The organism is Arthrobacter tumbae, assembly GCF_016907495.1.
Taxonomy (GTDB): domain Bacteria; phylum Actinomycetota; class Actinomycetes; order Actinomycetales; family Micrococcaceae; genus Arthrobacter_D; species Arthrobacter_D tumbae.
Genome location: NZ_JAFBCC010000001.1, coordinates 1,028,125 through 1,042,934, shown reverse-complemented (window position 1 = coordinate 1,042,934; position 14,810 = coordinate 1,028,125). Strand labels below are relative to the sequence as shown.

General features: G+C 64.8%; 11 protein-coding genes. 8 read left to right on the top strand and 3 right to left on the bottom strand.

The window, feature by feature from the left end; all coding sequences use genetic code 11:
• The first annotated feature begins 193 nt into the window (after nucleotides 1–193).
• Nucleotides 194–646 (top strand): hypothetical protein, encoded by a 453-nt coding sequence (locus tag JOD47_RS04970; protein ID WP_204532541.1) that lies wholly within the window; start codon nucleotides 194–196, stop codon nucleotides 644–646.
• Here the strand turns inward: JOD47_RS04970 and JOD47_RS04965 are convergent.
• Both JOD47_RS04965 and JOD47_RS04960 read right to left on the bottom strand, forming a co-directional pair.
• The gene (locus tag JOD47_RS04965) at nucleotides 643–1,413 is read right to left on the bottom strand and encodes a response regulator (RefSeq protein WP_204532539.1); all 771 of its coding nucleotides are present in this window, start codon (nucleotides 1,411–1,413) and stop codon (nucleotides 643–645) included. The two genes, JOD47_RS04970 and JOD47_RS04965, sit on opposite strands and share 4 nt — an antisense overlap.
• Before the next feature lie 12 nt (nucleotides 1,414–1,425).
• Nucleotides 1,426–3,078 carry a sensor histidine kinase gene (locus JOD47_RS04960; RefSeq protein ID WP_204532537.1) on the bottom strand — a complete coding sequence of 551 codons (1,653 nt, stop codon included), beginning with the start codon at nucleotides 3,076–3,078 and terminating at the stop codon, nucleotides 1,426–1,428.
• Nucleotides 3,079–3,238: 160 nt separating this feature from the next.
• Here JOD47_RS04960 and JOD47_RS04955 point away from each other — a divergent pair, with 160 nt between their 5' ends.
• From JOD47_RS04955 to JOD47_RS04925, 7 genes are all read left to right on the top strand, one after another.
• Nucleotides 3,239–4,435, top strand: coding sequence for an ROK family transcriptional regulator (locus JOD47_RS04955; RefSeq protein WP_204532535.1), 1,197 nt, complete (start codon nucleotides 3,239–3,241; stop codon nucleotides 4,433–4,435).
• A gap of 374 nt (nucleotides 4,436–4,809) precedes the next feature.
• Nucleotides 4,810–6,861, top strand: coding sequence for a heavy metal translocating P-type ATPase (locus JOD47_RS04950; RefSeq protein WP_239548320.1), 2,052 nt, complete (start codon nucleotides 4,810–4,812; stop codon nucleotides 6,859–6,861).
• A gap of 20 nt (nucleotides 6,862–6,881) precedes the next feature.
• Nucleotides 6,882–7,463: a DUF305 domain-containing protein gene (locus JOD47_RS04945; RefSeq protein ID WP_204532531.1), complete on the top strand. Its 582-nt coding sequence runs from the start codon at nucleotides 6,882–6,884 to the stop codon at nucleotides 7,461–7,463.
• Between the two features lie 173 nt (nucleotides 7,464–7,636).
• Nucleotides 7,637–8,998, top strand: a complete 1,362-nt coding sequence (locus JOD47_RS04940; protein ID WP_204532529.1) for an extracellular solute-binding protein — start codon at nucleotides 7,637–7,639, stop codon at nucleotides 8,996–8,998.
• A 122-nt stretch (nucleotides 8,999–9,120) separates the two neighbouring features.
• Nucleotides 9,121–9,975, top strand: coding sequence for a carbohydrate ABC transporter permease (locus JOD47_RS04935; protein WP_307836202.1), 855 nt, complete (start codon nucleotides 9,121–9,123; stop codon nucleotides 9,973–9,975).
• On the top strand, nucleotides 9,972–10,886 hold the full coding sequence (locus JOD47_RS04930; protein ID WP_204532522.1) for a carbohydrate ABC transporter permease: 915 nt from the start codon (nucleotides 9,972–9,974) through the stop codon (nucleotides 10,884–10,886). Before JOD47_RS04935 ends, JOD47_RS04930 begins: the two co-directional genes overlap by 4 nt.
• 4 nt (nucleotides 10,887–10,890) lie before the next feature.
• Nucleotides 10,891–13,914: an alpha-mannosidase gene (locus JOD47_RS04925; RefSeq protein WP_204532520.1), complete on the top strand. Its 3,024-nt coding sequence runs from the start codon at nucleotides 10,891–10,893 to the stop codon at nucleotides 13,912–13,914.
• Nucleotides 13,915–13,917: 3 nt separating this feature from the next.
• On the opposite strand, the gene JOD47_RS04920 is transcribed toward JOD47_RS04925, so the two are convergent.
• Nucleotides 13,918–14,646 carry a FadR/GntR family transcriptional regulator gene (locus tag JOD47_RS04920; protein ID WP_204532518.1) on the bottom strand — a complete coding sequence of 243 codons (729 nt, stop codon included), beginning with the start codon at nucleotides 14,644–14,646 and terminating at the stop codon, nucleotides 13,918–13,920.
• Between the last annotated feature and the right edge of the window lie 164 nt (nucleotides 14,647–14,810).

Sequence of the window (14,810 nt, the reverse complement as noted above, 5' to 3'; positions counted from 1 at the left end):
TTGCTCCGGATCTCCCCATTCTTGAGGAAAGCTTCGCCCAAATGCGCAGGGTGGCTTGATCTGGGTGGGTCACAGTGGAGGAAGACTCCTCCGGACCGGACCGTTCGCCGGTCCGGGGGTCGACTTCTTCGACGGGTTGGGAGCGGGTGCGATGGCCTGGCTGAAGAATAAACGAACCTCGGCAGTACCCGGCATGCCGACACTGACTGGACCGGCACTGACTGGACCGGCACTGTCTGGGCCGGCACTGACTGAGCTGCTGGAGAGTTGCGTGCCCGCAGACCTACCGGTGCACCGTCCTGAAGTCATTGCCCAACTGGCCGAGGAACTGGCGACCCTCGCGGACGCACTCCGCTACCGGGACAATTTCGCGCGACTCCTGCCCAAGCGCATCCGGGACCTTGATGTAGACCTCCGGTCGAAGAACCTGGAAGACGCCGAGGGTACGCTCCTGAGCCTCAACGTCGGCGCCACCATGGTGGGAGCACCCAGGTTGCAGTACGTCGCGGACCGGTGCCTGTCGGACTTCCGCAGCGGCCGCGAAATGAGCTGCCTGCCGGCGCTCGCCGGGGAGGCCGAGCGGTTCCTCATGTTGCTGTCAGGACCGGACGACGCTGACCCGGCACCGGGACCGGCAGCCGACTAATCCACCGGAATCATCCGGTAGCCGACCCCTCGAACAGTCTTGATGAACCGGGGTTCCCGGGTGTCCTCGCCGAGCTTCTTCCGGAGGTTCCGGATGTGCACCTCCACGAGGTGATGATCGTCGGTCCACCCCTCACCCCACACGCGCCCGAGCAGGGTTTCCCGCGTCCACACCCGGCGGGATCCGGTCATCAGGGTGGCGAGGAGATCGAACTCGATCTTGGTCAGCGGCAGCTCCTCGCCATCAAGCCGCGCCACCCGCCCCTCGACATCGACCGAGAGCGAACCATGAACGACGACGCCGTCATCCCGGCTTTCCTCCGCGGTTTCAGTTCCAGCCGCCTCACGTGACACGGTTCCGACCGAGGATGCCGTCCCATCAACGAGGGACCGCGGCCGGCGGAACATCGCCGCAACCCTTGCCCGCACCTCACGGGGACTGAACGGCTTGACGATGAAGTCGTCGGCGCCGATCTCCAGGCCCAGCACCCGTTCAATCTCCTCGACGCGGGCAGTGATCATCACGATGTAGGCGTCCGTCTCCGGCCGCAGTTGGCGGCAGACCTCCATGCCGTCAAGGTCCGGCAGGTTCAGGTCCAGGGTCACCAGGTCAGGCTGATGTTCGCGCACCAGGGACAGGGCTTCTCTTCCGCTCGCAGTCTCGATGGTGTTGAAACCCACCATTGAGAGAGTGAGTACCAGGAGCTCCCGGATGTCGGGATCGTCCTCCACCACCACTGCCGTGCGCTCAAACGAGTCAGTACCCATAGGTTGAACCTCTCATGTTCGCGGCAGCTCAATGGCCACGGTGGTTCCCACGCCCAGCTCGGACTGGATGGACAGCGATCCGCCGTGCCGTTCCACCGCCTCGGCAGCTATCGAAAGGCCCAGACCTGTGCCTGGGATCTCCGCCGCAACAGAGTTGGTGGCCCGGTAGAAGCGGGTCAGCAGCTGCGGCACTTCGTCCGCGGGAATGCCCATACCTGCGTCTTCGATCGTGACCCGCACCGCACCGTCGTCGGCTGTGAAACTGACGGTGACCTCACCGCCGTCGGGACTGTACTTCACGGCGTTGGACAGTACGTTCACACACGCGCGTTCCAGCAGCGCCCACATTCCGGTGACGTACAGCGCCAGGTCCGTGGGCAGGATCCGGATCGAGACGTTCTTCCTGGCGGCGAGCGGCAGCAGATCGGCCGCCACTGTTTCCAGCAGGTGAACCAGGTCAATCGACGCGCGGCCAAGGGCAGTACCGGCGTCGAGCACTGACAGTGCCAGGACGTTCTCCACAAGGCCGCTCAGACGTTGGCCGTTGCGCTCAATGATCTTCAGCATCTTCTGTGCTGGGGAGGGCAAGTCGCCGGCGTCGCCGTCCTGCAGCAGCTCAACGTAGCCAAGGATCGAGGACAGGGGAGTGCGCAGCTCGTGGTGAACCGTGGCCACAAAACCGTTCTTGGCGGCGTCGAGCTCGCGGAGCCTGTCCACCACCTGCTGCTGGCCGACAATCAGCTGCCCCTGAATCATCCCGTGGGCGAGGTTTCCGAGCAGGTGCTGCAGCAGGGCAATCTCGGCGCTGGACCACTTGCGGGCGCCGCGGTCAGCGACGATCCACACGAGGCCGAACGGCGTTGCACCCTCGCCGACCGGCAGCAGCAGGCCGCTGCTGTCGAAACCCTCCATGTGCGCGTGGATCTTGGGCAGGGTATCCGGAACTTCCGTGAGCTGCCCGGCGATGACCGCGAGGGAACCCGAAGTGCGCCACAGCTCCGTGCCCAGGACCCACAGCTCGTCCAGCAGGTCGCTGACGTCGTCCGGTTGCGCGATACCGACGCCGCGCTGCCAGCGTGCAGGATCGGAGGCGATGCGTGCGTCGTCGAAAATGTGCAGTGTGACGTCTTCGGCGTCAAGCGCTTCGCCGATTCCCTGCAGTGCCAGCTCAACCATGTCCGATGGCTCGTTGGTCTGGCGGATGTCGTCCGAAATGCGCCGCACGCGGTCACGCAGGAACGCCGACTCATTCCGACGCTCCTCGCGCAGCCGGTTGCGGTGGATTGCGGTATTGACCCGGTGCAGCAGTTCCTCGGAGGCGATCGGCAGCAGCAGGTAATCGCTGGAGCGCATGGCCAGCTCCGGATGGGATGTCACCTGCTCCACCGACTTCGCGGTCAGCACCACGGGGATATTCCGCGGCAGCAGATGGTCGGCTTCCTTGGCGATGGTCGCCAGATACTCCAGCGCAATGTCAGCGCCGACGACGGCGACATCAGCCGTGAGCTCCCGCGCCGCTTCGATTGCCGGGCCGACAGCGCTGTGCGCGGCAACCGTGAAACCGGCGTGGTGCAGGCCGCCGGCAATCTGCTTGAGCAGGTCGATGTCCGAGTCAACCACGAGGGCAGTGCCCACAGCAGTAGTGATCTCGCTGGTTGCGCGCAAGACTCGTCCCCTTGTGTCGTAAATCCCAGACCGTTGGTACAGCACGTTCTGCCGAGTCTAGCGACGTGCCCGTTGTCCTGCTGACAAGGAGCGGTAGGATCATGCATCAGCTGCCCTGACGAAAGGCCTGAACGTGCGCCGTGGCACCAATCTTCCCCGCATGGGGGACTTCAACCAGAGCGTCATTCTCGATGCCATCCGCCGGTCCAGCGAGGGGCTCAGCAGGGTTGAGCTGGTGGATCTGATCGGCCTGTCCCCGCAGGCCGTTTCCAACATCACGCGGCGCCTGCTTTCCGAGGAACTGATCGTAGAGGCGGGTAAAACCGGCAGCGGGCCGGGCAAGCCGCGGACCATCCTGCGCATCAATCCCTCCGGCCGGTACGCGATCGGTGTGCACCTGGACCCGGCGCTGACGACGGTGGTGCTGATGGACCTGATGGGAGTGGTGCTGCACCGCCGGGTGCGCGAGACACCGCTTGGCACGGAGCCGGGCCAGATCATTGAAGCGATTGCCGGTGAAGTGCGCGCCCTCCTCGCCGAGTCATCGGTGGACCCGACCCGCATCGAGGGAATCGGGGTGGCACCTCCGGGGCCGATCGACCGGCCGGCGGGCGCCGTCGTCGACCCTCCCCTCCTGATGGGCTGGCACCGAGTGCCGCTGCGCGATGCGCTCGCGGAGGCCACCGAGATGCCGGTCTTCGTGGAAAAGGATGTGACGGCGGCAGCGGTTGCGGAGATCTGGGGCGGCGGCCACGGGAGCACGCAGAGCTTCGTGTTTGTGTATATCGGCACGGGTATCGGCAGCGGAATTGTGGTGGACGGCGAAGTGCTGCGGGGAACCTCGGGCAATGCGGGCGAGATCGGGCACATCGTGACGGACCCGAACGGACCGGAGTGCGCCTGCGGGATGCGCGGCTGCATTGCGGTGACGTGTGATCCGCAGTCGCTGGTTCGGGAAGCCGAACGGCTCGGCGTGCTGAGCGCGGAGCGGCACCGCAGCGGTGATGTGGCTGATGGGCTGCTGCGGTTGTGCGCAGCGGCGGAGGCGGGGGACAAGCTCGCCTGCGACATCATCACCACGGCTGCCGTGCGTACCGCGCGCGCTGTGTCGGTCCTCGCCAATGTGCTCGATGTCGACCGCGTGGTGTTCGGCGGGCCGTTCTGGGCGCCGCTGGCGAACCGGTATCTGGAGGTCGTGCCGTCGTCGTTATTGGACTTCCGGGCTGCGCGGAGCATTCATCCGGTGGAGGTGGTCTCAACCGGGATCGGCGACGACGTTGCGGCCGTCGGAGCCGCCTGCCTCATGCTTGAGCGGACGCTGGGTCCGCGCGCAGAGCGGTTGATGCTGGCGCGCTAGTTTCCCCCTGATCCGCACCGTACCTACTGGAACTTTTGCGCAGCTCCGGTGACTTCCGGGCGGTCGAAGTCGCCGGAGCTGCGCAAAACTTCCGGGGTTGACAGATACCCCCCGGGGGTATACTTTTATTGATACCGGAGTCAGGAAGTCCGAGCCCGATCACCGGGCCGCATACTCCTTGAAGGTCATTCGATGCGGCCGTCGCCAATCTGGTTCAAGATCAGCGGCAGGCCAAACATCATTCCATCAACGCCTGACTTTCCAGGTCCCTCCGGACGAAGTCCCTACGGACGCAGTCCCTTGAAGGGCCGAAGGGAATCATCATGAAACACCAAACTTCCGGCCGCGCAGGCGCGCAGGTCGCGCACCACGACATGCCGGATAATTCTACGCATCCCGCCAACGCCGATTCCGAAGTGCATACGCATGGACAGCATGCCGGGCACTCCACCGCAACGTTCAAGAACCGGTTCTGGATCAGTCTGATCCTGGCCGTGCCCGTTGTCCTGTTCAGCCACATGTTCGCGGAAATTGTCGGCTACATTCCGCCCGATTTTCCCGGCGCCCTGTGGGTTTCGCCGATCCTGGGCACCGTCATCTTCTTCTACGGCGGTGCGCCGTTCCTGAAGGGCGGCATTGCCGAGCTCACATCCCGTCAGCCGGGAATGATGCTGCTGATCGCCATGGCCATCAGCGTTGCGTTCATCGCGTCCTGGATCACCACCCTTGGGATCGGAAATTTCAATCTCGATTTCTGGTGGGAACTCGCCCTGCTGGTGGTGATCATGCTGCTGGGCCACTGGATGGAGATGCGGGCCCTCGGCTCCGCGGCCGGTGCCCTCGACGCACTGGCTGCACTGCTGCCGGATGAGGCCGACAAAGTGACCGACGCCGGGATCGAAACTGTGCCGGTCAGCTCGCTCGCGGGCGGGGATGTAGTTCTGGTCCGCTCCGGTGCCCGCGTACCGGCGGACGGTGACATTGTGGACGGCACCGCCGAGTTCGATGAATCCATGATCACCGGAGAATCACGCACCGTCTCCCGCCGTATCGGCGAGAAAGTGGTTGCCGGCACGGTCGCGACGGACAACGCGGTTCGGGTGGAGGTGACCGCCGTCGGCTCGGACACCACGCTGGCAGGGATCCAGCGCCTGGTCGCAGAGGCGCAGGCCTCCTCCTCCAAGGCGCAGGCGCTGGCGGACCGTGCGGCGGCGCTGCTGTTCTACTTTGCGCTCATCGCGGGCATCCTTACCTTCATCGCCTGGTTGCTCCTCGGCAGTCCGGATGACGCGGTGATCCGGACCGTCACGGTCCTGGTGATCGCCTGCCCTCACGCCCTCGGCCTGGCGATTCCGCTGGTGATCGCCATCTCCACGGAACGCGCGGCCAAGGGAGGGGTGCTGATCAAGAACCGGATGGCGCTGGAGCGGATGCGAACCATTGACGTCGTACTGTTCGACAAGACGGGCACGCTCACCGAAGGCCGTCACGCGGTGACCGCGGCCGCTGCCACCGGTGGCGTTACGGAGGCGGAAATGCTGGCCCTGGCCGGCGCTGCCGAATCCGACAGCGAGCACCCGGTGGCCCGTGCCATTGTCCAAGCAGCGGCGGACAACCCGGAAGCGGTGGCGTTTGGCTACCGCGGTACCGGGTTCTCGTCGATGACCGGCCGAGGCATCCGCGCGGTTGTGAACGGTGCGGAGATCGCTGTCGGCGGCCCCAACATGCTCCGGGAACTCTCGCTCGATACGCCGCGGGACCTGAACGGCACCGTTTCGAAATGGATGGGTCGCGGCGCTTCGGTGCTTCACGTGGTCCGGGACGGTGCCATCATCGGTGCGCTCCGGCTTGAGGACCGGGTCCGCGACGAGTCCCGGGCGGCCGTGAAGGCGCTGCAGAACCGCGGTGTCAAGGTTGCAATGATCACCGGAGACGCGCGGCAGGTGGCCGATGCTGTCGGTGCCGAGTTGGGCATCGATGAGGTCTTCGCTGACGTATTGCCGCAGGACAAGGACTCCAAGGTCGCCGAACTGCAGGGACGCGGACTGAAGGTTGCCATGGTCGGTGACGGGGTGAATGACGCTCCTGCGCTGGCCCGCTCGGAAGTGGGTATTGCGATCGGTGCGGGCACCGACGTCGCAATGGAATCTGCCGGCGTCGTGCTCGCCGGAAACGATCCGCGGTCGGTGCTGGCGATGATCGACCTGTCCAGGGCCAGCTACCGGAAGATGATTCAGAATCTGATCTGGGCAACCGGCTACAACGTCCTCGCCGTTCCGCTGGCTGCGGGAGTGCTCGCCTTTGCGGGGATCATCCTCTCGCCCGCCGCGGGTGCCGTGCTGATGAGCGTGTCCACCATTGTGGTCGCGCTGAACGCGCAGCTGTTGCGCAGAATCGACCTCAACCCAGACCGCATCACCACGTGATGCAGAAGGATCAGACCATCATGAAGCGTTACCTATCCCTTTCAGCGCTCGGTATTGCCGCCGTCGTCGTGCTTGCCGGCTGCGGGACCGCCGAATCGGGTGAATCAGCAGCCGGCTCCTCCGGCAGCGAGATGGCCGGGGAGCATAACGACGCCGACGTCATGTTCGCGCAGATGATGATTCCCCACCACGAGCAGGCGGTGGAGATGAGCGACGTCGTTCTCGCGAAGGAGGGCCTCAGCCCCGACATCACGGAGCTGGCCACGCAGGTCAAGGGCGCCCAGGCGCCAGAGATCGAGACGATGACCGGCTGGCTCGACGCCTGGGGAGAGTCGGTTGAGGGGCACCATATGGACTCCGACGGCGGCATGGACGGCATGCTGAGCGAGGACCAGATGGGCGAGCTTGAGGCCGCCGAGGGCGAGGAGGCCGCGCGCATGTTCCTCGAATCCATGACCGCCCACCACAACGGCGCCGTGGACATGGCGCAGGAGGAAATCGAGAACGGCGAGAACGCGGAAGCGATAGCGCTGGCCGAGGACATCGTCGAAGCCCAGGAGGCGGAAATCCAGGAGATGAAGGAGTTGCTCGCGGAACTGTAGGCGGCAGGCTCTAGGCTGGTTTCCACCACCGTGAGTTGGCAGGACACGCCCCGAATGGTTGGCCATTAGGGGCGTGTCCTGCTCATTCAACGGGGGGATTGTGGGTTAAATCCACTCGATGTACTATTTCCGGTATCGGAAGTCTCCCGATGCCAAGTTTCAAAGGAGAAACCATGCGCGGCGCCTCTCGAACCCTCCCAGCAGCGGCGGTTGCCGTGCTCCTCGTCCTCAGCGGCTGCGCGGGCGGCGGCGGTGAGGAGGAGGCCACGGACAACACCCTGCGGATCATCTACCAGAAAGCCGGCGATGCCTCCCCGCTGGACACCCTCATGCAGAGCACCAAGGAACAGTTCGAGGCCGCCAATGAGGGCGTCACCGTGGAACTCGAGCCGGTCGAGGGCACCGATGAGGACTACAACACCCGCCTGGCGCTCTCGCAGCGCTCGCCGGACACCGCTCCCGACGTCTTCTACGAGGACACCTTCCGCCTGCGCTCCGACGTCGAGGCTGGGTACCTGCTCAATCTCGACGAGCATCTCGCCGGCTGGGAGGAGTGGGACGCCTTCAACGAAGCCGCAAAGGAAGCAGGAAAGGCCGACGACGGCGGCACCTACGCGGTGCCCCTCGGCACCGACACCCGGGTCATCTGGTACAACAAGCAGGTGCTCCAGGACGCCGGGGTGGACGTTCCTTGGCAGCCCGAGACGTGGGATGACTTGCTCGAGATGGCGCGCACCGTGAAGGAAGCGCAGCCCGATTCACGGCCGTTCAGTATGTATGCGGGAACCGGCACCGGTGAGGGCACCGTGATGCAGAGCTTCTACGAGCTGCTCTACGGCACTGAAAGCGGCGGTCTCTATGATGACGAATCGTCGAAGTGGATTGTCGGATCGCAGGGCTTTGTTGATTCGCTGGCGTTCCTGAAGACTCTTTATGACGAGGAATTCGCGGTGACCCCGGCCGAGGCCCTGGACCCGAACGTGTGGCAGGTAGTCCTCGGCACCATGCTGCCGGAGAACCAGATGGCGGCCACGGTGGAGGGTTCCTACGCGCCGTCGTTCTGGCAGGAAGGCGGCATGTTCGAGTGGCCGGAATACGCGGACGTGATGGGCGTTGCGCCTTTCCCCACGCAGAACGGGCAGGAGCCCGGAGCTACCAGCATGTCCGGCGGCTGGACGCTGGCCGTCGGGGCCGGCGCGGAAAACCCGGACCTCGCGTTCGAGTTCCTCACCACCGCCATGAGCCAGGAGAACCTGCTGCAGTACACGGTGGACAACTCGCAGATTGCCGTGCGCACGGACATCGCCGAGGCGCCCGAGTACCTTGAAGCGAACCCATTTGTCGCGGATGTCTCCGCGGTGCTTGATGTCACGAACTACCGGCCCGCGACCTCGAACTATGCCGAGATCTCGACGGCGGTGCAGGAAGCCACCGAGGCCGTCATCACCGGAGGAGCCACTCCCGAGGAAGCGGCGGCAACGTACGACGAGGCTCTGAAGGCGATCGTCGGCGAAGAGAACGTCGTCGAGGAGTAGCCATCTCCTCTACGGTCACTTCCCGCGGTTCGTCCTCCGGCGCCGCGCGCCGCGGCGGCAGCGGGAACAAAAGCCAGGAGCGGGAGCGCAACGGACGGGCCTCCCGCTCCCTGGCGTCGGCGTTGAAGCTGATTCCTCTCGCGCCGGCGATCATCCTCATCGGGATCTTCCTGGCCGGGCCGATCACCTGGTCCTTCTACGGGTCCTTCACCAATGCCGCCCTGACCGGTCCCAATGCGAAGAATCCCGAGTGGATCGGCCTCGAGAATTACACGACCCTGTTCGCCGATCCGCTCTTCCCGCAGTCACTCCTGCTCACCGTCGTCTTTGTGCTCGTCTCGGCTGTGATCGGGCAGAACTTCCTTGGACTCGGCCTCGCGCTGCTGATGCAGCGGGCGCATAAGGCGGTTGCCGCCGTCGTCGGCGTGTGTGTGGTGGCAGCGTGGGTGCTGCCGGAGATCGTGGCCGCGTTTGTTGCGTACGCATTCTTCTTCCGGGACGGGACGCTGAATCAGCTCACGGGTTTCGCGGGCCTGCCGGCGGTGGACTGGCTGTTCGAGCACCCGATGCTCGCGATCATCCTCGCCAACATCTGGCGGGGGACCGCGTTCTCGATGATGGTCTACCAGGCGGCGCTCAATGACGTTCCGAAGGAGATTACCGAGGCCGCGGAGATCGACGGGGCGGGCGGTGCCAAGACCCTGGTTTTCGTCACGGTTCCGATGATCCGGCGCAGCATCGCGACCAACCTGATGCTGATCACGCTGCAGACACTTGCGGTGTTCACGCTGATCTACGTGATGACCGCCGGCGGGCCCACCAACCGCAGCACCACCCTGCCGATCATGGCGTACGAGGAAGCCTTCCGCTACAGCGACATCGGCTACGGCACGGCGATCGCCGTGGTGATGCTGATCATCGGCGCCGCCTTTTCCCTGGCGTACATTCGCCTCCTGCGCGAGAGGAAACCGTCATGAGCGGGCCGGTTTCGCGTACGACGACGACGACGGCCGGTGCCGCCGTTCCCGGTGCCTTGCGCGGCGCTCGCCGGGGCTCACCTCACGGGTCGCGCCGCGGGGCGCCGAGCTGGAGAGCCAGCGTTGTCCTGGCACTGATCGCCCTGTGTTTCGTGGTGCCGCTGAGCTGGCTGGTGCTGGCGTCCTTCGATGCGGAAGCGACGTACGAGACTGCCCTGCCGGCGTCGTTCTCGCTGGCCAACTTCACCGCGATCCTGACGCCGGAGCAGACCTTTGTGCCGCTGTGGAACAGCCTCATCCTTTCGGGGGGCTCGGCGGCGTTGACAGTGATTGCCGCCGTGCTGGCCGCCTACCCGTTGTCCCGCTTCAACACGCGGTTCAACCGGCCGTTCCTCTATACCGTGCTGTTCGGGACGTGCCTGCCGATCACGGCGATCATGGTTCCGGTGTACAGCCTGTTCGTGCAGCTGAACCTGCTTGATTCACTTGCGGCGACGACGTTCTTCCTGGCGGCGACGTCGCTGCCGATGGCCATCTGGATGACCAAGAACTTCATGGATTCAGTGCCGGTGTCGCTCGAGGAGGCGGCGTGGGTGGACGGCGCGTCCGCCATGAAAGCCCTGTGGCATATTGTGGTGCCGCTGATGCGGCCGGGTCTCGGCGTCGTCTTCATCTTTGTGTTCATTCAGGCGTGGGGGAACTTCTTCGTGCCGTTCATCCTGCTGTTCTCGCAGGAGAACCAGCCCGCAGCGGTGAGTATCTTCCGGTTCTTCGGGCAGTTCGGCACGGTCGCGTACGGGCAGCTGGCCGCGTTCTCGATCCTCTATGCACTGCCCGTGATTGTTTTGTACATCCTCGTCTCGCGTGTGTTCGGTGGCTCCTTTGCCATGTCCGGCGCCTTGAAAGGTTAGATCCATGCACGACAATCGACTCCTGGTCGAGGCACGAATCGCGCGGTTCCTTGCCGAGCGGCTGACCCCTGCGGTGTGGCCGGTCTCGGTGCCGCTAGAGGTTTCCGCGTGGCAGGCGCCGGGGGAGCCGGTGCCGTTTTCGTCAGCCGTGTCCGGGCGGTTCGAGCCGTTTGTGGTGGGCTCTGCGTGGGGGCGTCCGTGGGGGACCACCTGGTTCCGCTTCGCCGGGACGGTGCCGGAGGAGTGGACGCTTTCTTCCGGGCATCAGGTCGAGGCGGTCATTGACCTTGGCTTCTCGACGATCATGCCGGGCTTTCAGGCCGAGGGGCTTGTCTACGCGCCGGACGGCCGGGTGATCAAGGCACTGGAGCCGCTGAATATGTGGGTTCCGCTGGACGCGGCGCCGGGCACCGCCGTCGAGTTCTATGTTGAGGCGGCGTCCAATCCCAATGTGATCGACGGTTTCGATTACCAGCCCACTCCGTTGGGGTCGCTGTCCACCGCGGGTTCGGATCCGCTGTACACGTTCCGCCGGGCGGAGGTGGCGCTGTTCGACCGGGAGGCCTGGGAATTGGGCCAGGATGTCTGGACGCTGAACGGACTCATGAATGAGCTGCCCGTTGATTTGCCGCGCCGGCACGAGATCCTGCGTGCGCTGGAGAAGGCGGTCAACGCCGTTGACCCAACGGATATCTCCGGGACCGCGTCGGCGGGCCGCGCGTGTCTTGCTGCGGTTCTGGCTTCGCCTGCACACGCGAGCGCGCACCGGCTGCATGCGGTGGGACATGCGCACATCGACAGTGCCTGGCTGTGGCCGGTCCGCGAGACGGTGCGGAAGGTGGCGCGGACGTTCTCCAACGTGCTTGAGCTGATGGACCGCGACCCGGGCTTTGTATTCGCTGCTTCCTCGGCGCAGCAGTATGCGTGGCTCAAGTCGTCCTATCCGGACCTGTTCGAGCGGGTGGCGGAGAAGGTCCGGGCCGGGCAGTTTGTGCCAGCCGGCGGTATGTGGGTGGAATCGGATACCAACATGCCTGGCGGCGAGGCGCTTGCGCGGCAGTTCGTTGCCGGCAAGCGTTTCTTCCTCGAGAACTTTGGCGTGGAGCCGCAGGAGGTGTGGTTGCCCGATTCCTTCGGGTACTCGGCTGCGCTGCCGCAGATTGTCCGTGCGGCGGGGTCGCAGTACTTCCTCACCCAGAAGATTTCGTGGAACGAGACGAACCTGTTTCCGCATTCCTCCTTCAACTGGGAGGGCATTGATGGCACGCGGGTCTTCACGCACTTCCCGCCGGTGGACACGTACAACTCGGACCTTTGCGGCAAGGACCTTGCCCGTGCCCAGCGGAACTACCGGGAAAAGGGGGCGGCCAACACGTCGCTGGTCCCGTTCGGCTGGGGCGACGGCGGTGGCGGACCCACCCGGGAGATGCTCGCTGCGGCGTCCCGCGCCGCTTCGCTCGAGGGATCTCCCGCTGTGACGCTGTCTTCTCCTGCACGGTTTTTCTCGGAGGCAGCCGCCGAGTATCCGGATGCACCGGTGTGGTCCGGTGAGCTGTACCTTGAATTTCATCGCGGTACGTATACGTCGCAGGCGCGGACCAAGCGGGGTAACCGCCGGTGTGAGCATCTGCTGCGTGAGGCGGAGCTGTGGTGCACGCTTGCTGCGCTGCGTTCGGGGTTCGCGTACCCGTACGACGAGCTGGAAACCGCCTGGCATACTGTGCTGTTGCAGCAGTTCCACGACATTCTGCCGGGCTCCTCGATTGCGTGGGTGCATGAGGAGGCCGAGCGCAACTATGCCGCTGTCACGGCAGCGCTGGAGTCGCTGATTGGCGCGGCGTTGCGTGCGATGCTGGGCACAGGTTCAGCGACAGCCGCACTGAATTCCGGGCCATATCGCGTGGAGGGTGTGCCTGCGCTGGGAGGTGCGGCGCCGTCGTCGTCGGCTGTTTATGAACCCGTACGTGAGGGATCGTCGTGGGTGTTGGAGAGCGAATCCCTGCGGCTGACGTGTGACGAGAACGGGTTGTTCACCTCGTTGGTGGTTGGCGGCTCGCAAGCGGCCGGCGGCCGTGAGGTCATCCCCGCGGGCACGAGCGCCAACGTGTTCCAGCTGTTCCGGGATACGCCCAACCAGTGGGACGCCTGGGATATCGATGAGCATTACAAGTTCAATGTCACGGAGCTGACCGACGCGGCGGCGGTTGATGCGGTCGGGTCGGTGTTGCGGGTGGAACGGGTGTTTGGGAAGTCGCGGCTGGTTCAGCGGATTTCGTTGAGTGCTGACGGCACTGCGGTGGATCTGTCCATCGAGGCCGACTGGCACGAGCAGCAGAAGCTCCTCAAGCTCGCGTTCCCTGTGGATGTGTTGGCTGACCGGGCGGCGTCGGAGATTCAGTTCGGGCATATCCAGCGGCCGACGGCGACGAACACGTCGTGGGACGCGGCGCGCTTCGAGACCGTGGCGCACCGCTGGGTGCAGGTAGGGGAGCCCGGGTTCGGGGTGTCGTTGGCGAATGACTCGACGTACGGGTACGACGTCACCCGGGCGGAATCGCCATCGGGGGTTCCGCATACGCTGGTGCGGGCATCACTGCTGCGGGGGCCGCTGTTTCCGGATCCGCAGGCTGATCAGGGAGCTCATACTTTCGAGTTCTCACTGCGGCCTTCGTCCGGTATCCCTGAGGCGGTCGCGGAGGGTTATCGGTTGAATCTGCCGGTGCGTACCGTGCCGGGGGTAGGGTTGTCGGCTGTTGAGCCGGTGGTGACGGTGTCCAACCCTGCGGTGGTTGTGGAGGCGGTGAAGCTGGCCGAGGACCGCAGCGGCGATGTCGTGGTGCGGTTGTATGAGGCGTTCGGTGGGCGGGCGTCGGCGGTGCTGTCGGCCGGCTTTGAGTACTCGTCGGTGGTTGCCACAGACTTGTTGGAGCGGACTGTTTCAGCTGACTTCCTGACCACCAACGACGGCGGCGTTGCCCTCTCGTTGCGGCCCTTCCAGTTGGTGACGCTGCGGTTCAGTGCGCGGTGACGTTTAGTGCGCGGTGAGCTTCGCCAACTGGTCCCGGATACCGTCGAAGTGGCGCTTCAACCGCTCGGAGGCCAGTGCCTTGTCGCCCGATTGCACAGCAGAGAAGATGTCCCGGTGGATGGCGGCGGTTTCCATCAGGTTGGCCGTATCGCCGCCCACCTCCGCATGGATCTTCCGGTAGACCTTCCAGAAGACGGACATGAGGTTCGAGAGGAGCTCGTTGCTGAGCGGTTCGAACAGCTGACGGTGGAATTCCTCGTCAATATCGGCAAAACCTTCGCCCCGCTGGGCGGCTGCCTCCATCCGTTGCACCGTCAGCTCGATGGCCTGCAGGTGGTCCGGAGTCATCACATCCATCGCGTCGCCGATCAGGCCCGACTCGAGCGCCTGCCGGACGTCGACGAGTTGGATGGCTTCCTTGCCCTCATGCCGGAGGGAAAGACGGCCGCGGAACGTCAGTCCGTCCGTCAGTGCATCGAAGTTGCTGGGGGCCACGAACATCCCGAAACCATGGCGGATCTCGACGACGCCCAGTGCCTGGAGCACTTTGAGGGATTCCCGCAGGGTGTTGCGTCCGATGCCGAGCTCGGCGGACAGCTCACTCTCAGTAGGGAGGGGATCGCCGGACTCGAGCTCACGCTCAAGAATCAGGTCCATGATCTCTGCCTGCAGCGCACGGAGCCTGGCCTGCGCACTGAAGCGGGCCTGGCGTTGCGGAAGATCGACGCTCATAATTTCTCCTAGAGTCAGCGGGCGGCGGTGGTCGAGACCCCGGAACGTCCAACGCCGTACACGGCCCGTCAGTGGAGTTCATCCGCGGCTAGGTTATCGGATGTCCCACCTCTTTGCACAGCCCGCTTCAACAAACACTATTCGAACTTGACCAAGACGTGTGA

Excerpts from the sequence above, each read along its gene's own strand:
- JOD47_RS04965 (WP_204532539.1), bottom strand. The coding sequence starts at position 1,413 with ATGGGTACTGACTCGTTTGAGCGCACGGCAGTGGTGGTGGAGGACGAT.
- JOD47_RS04945 (WP_204532531.1), top strand. The coding sequence starts at position 6,882 with ATGAAGCGTTACCTATCCCTTTCAGCGCTCGGTATTGCCGCCGTCGTC.
- JOD47_RS04955 (WP_204532535.1), top strand. The coding sequence starts at position 3,239 with ATGGGGGACTTCAACCAGAGCGTCATTCTCGATGCCATCCGCCGGTCC.
- JOD47_RS04925 (WP_204532520.1), top strand. The coding sequence starts at position 10,891 with ATGCACGACAATCGACTCCTGGTCGAGGCACGAATCGCGCGGTTCCTT.
- JOD47_RS04940 (WP_204532529.1), top strand. The coding sequence starts at position 7,637 with ATGCGCGGCGCCTCTCGAACCCTCCCAGCAGCGGCGGTTGCCGTGCTC.
- JOD47_RS04970 (WP_204532541.1), top strand. The coding sequence starts at position 194 with ATGCCGACACTGACTGGACCGGCACTGACTGGACCGGCACTGTCTGGG.
- JOD47_RS04930 (WP_204532522.1), top strand. The coding sequence starts at position 9,972 with ATGAGCGGGCCGGTTTCGCGTACGACGACGACGACGGCCGGTGCCGCC.
- JOD47_RS04920 (WP_204532518.1), bottom strand. The coding sequence starts at position 14,646 with ATGAGCGTCGATCTTCCGCAACGCCAGGCCCGCTTCAGTGCGCAGGCC.
- JOD47_RS04950 (WP_239548320.1), top strand. The coding sequence starts at position 4,810 with ATGCCGGATAATTCTACGCATCCCGCCAACGCCGATTCCGAAGTGCAT.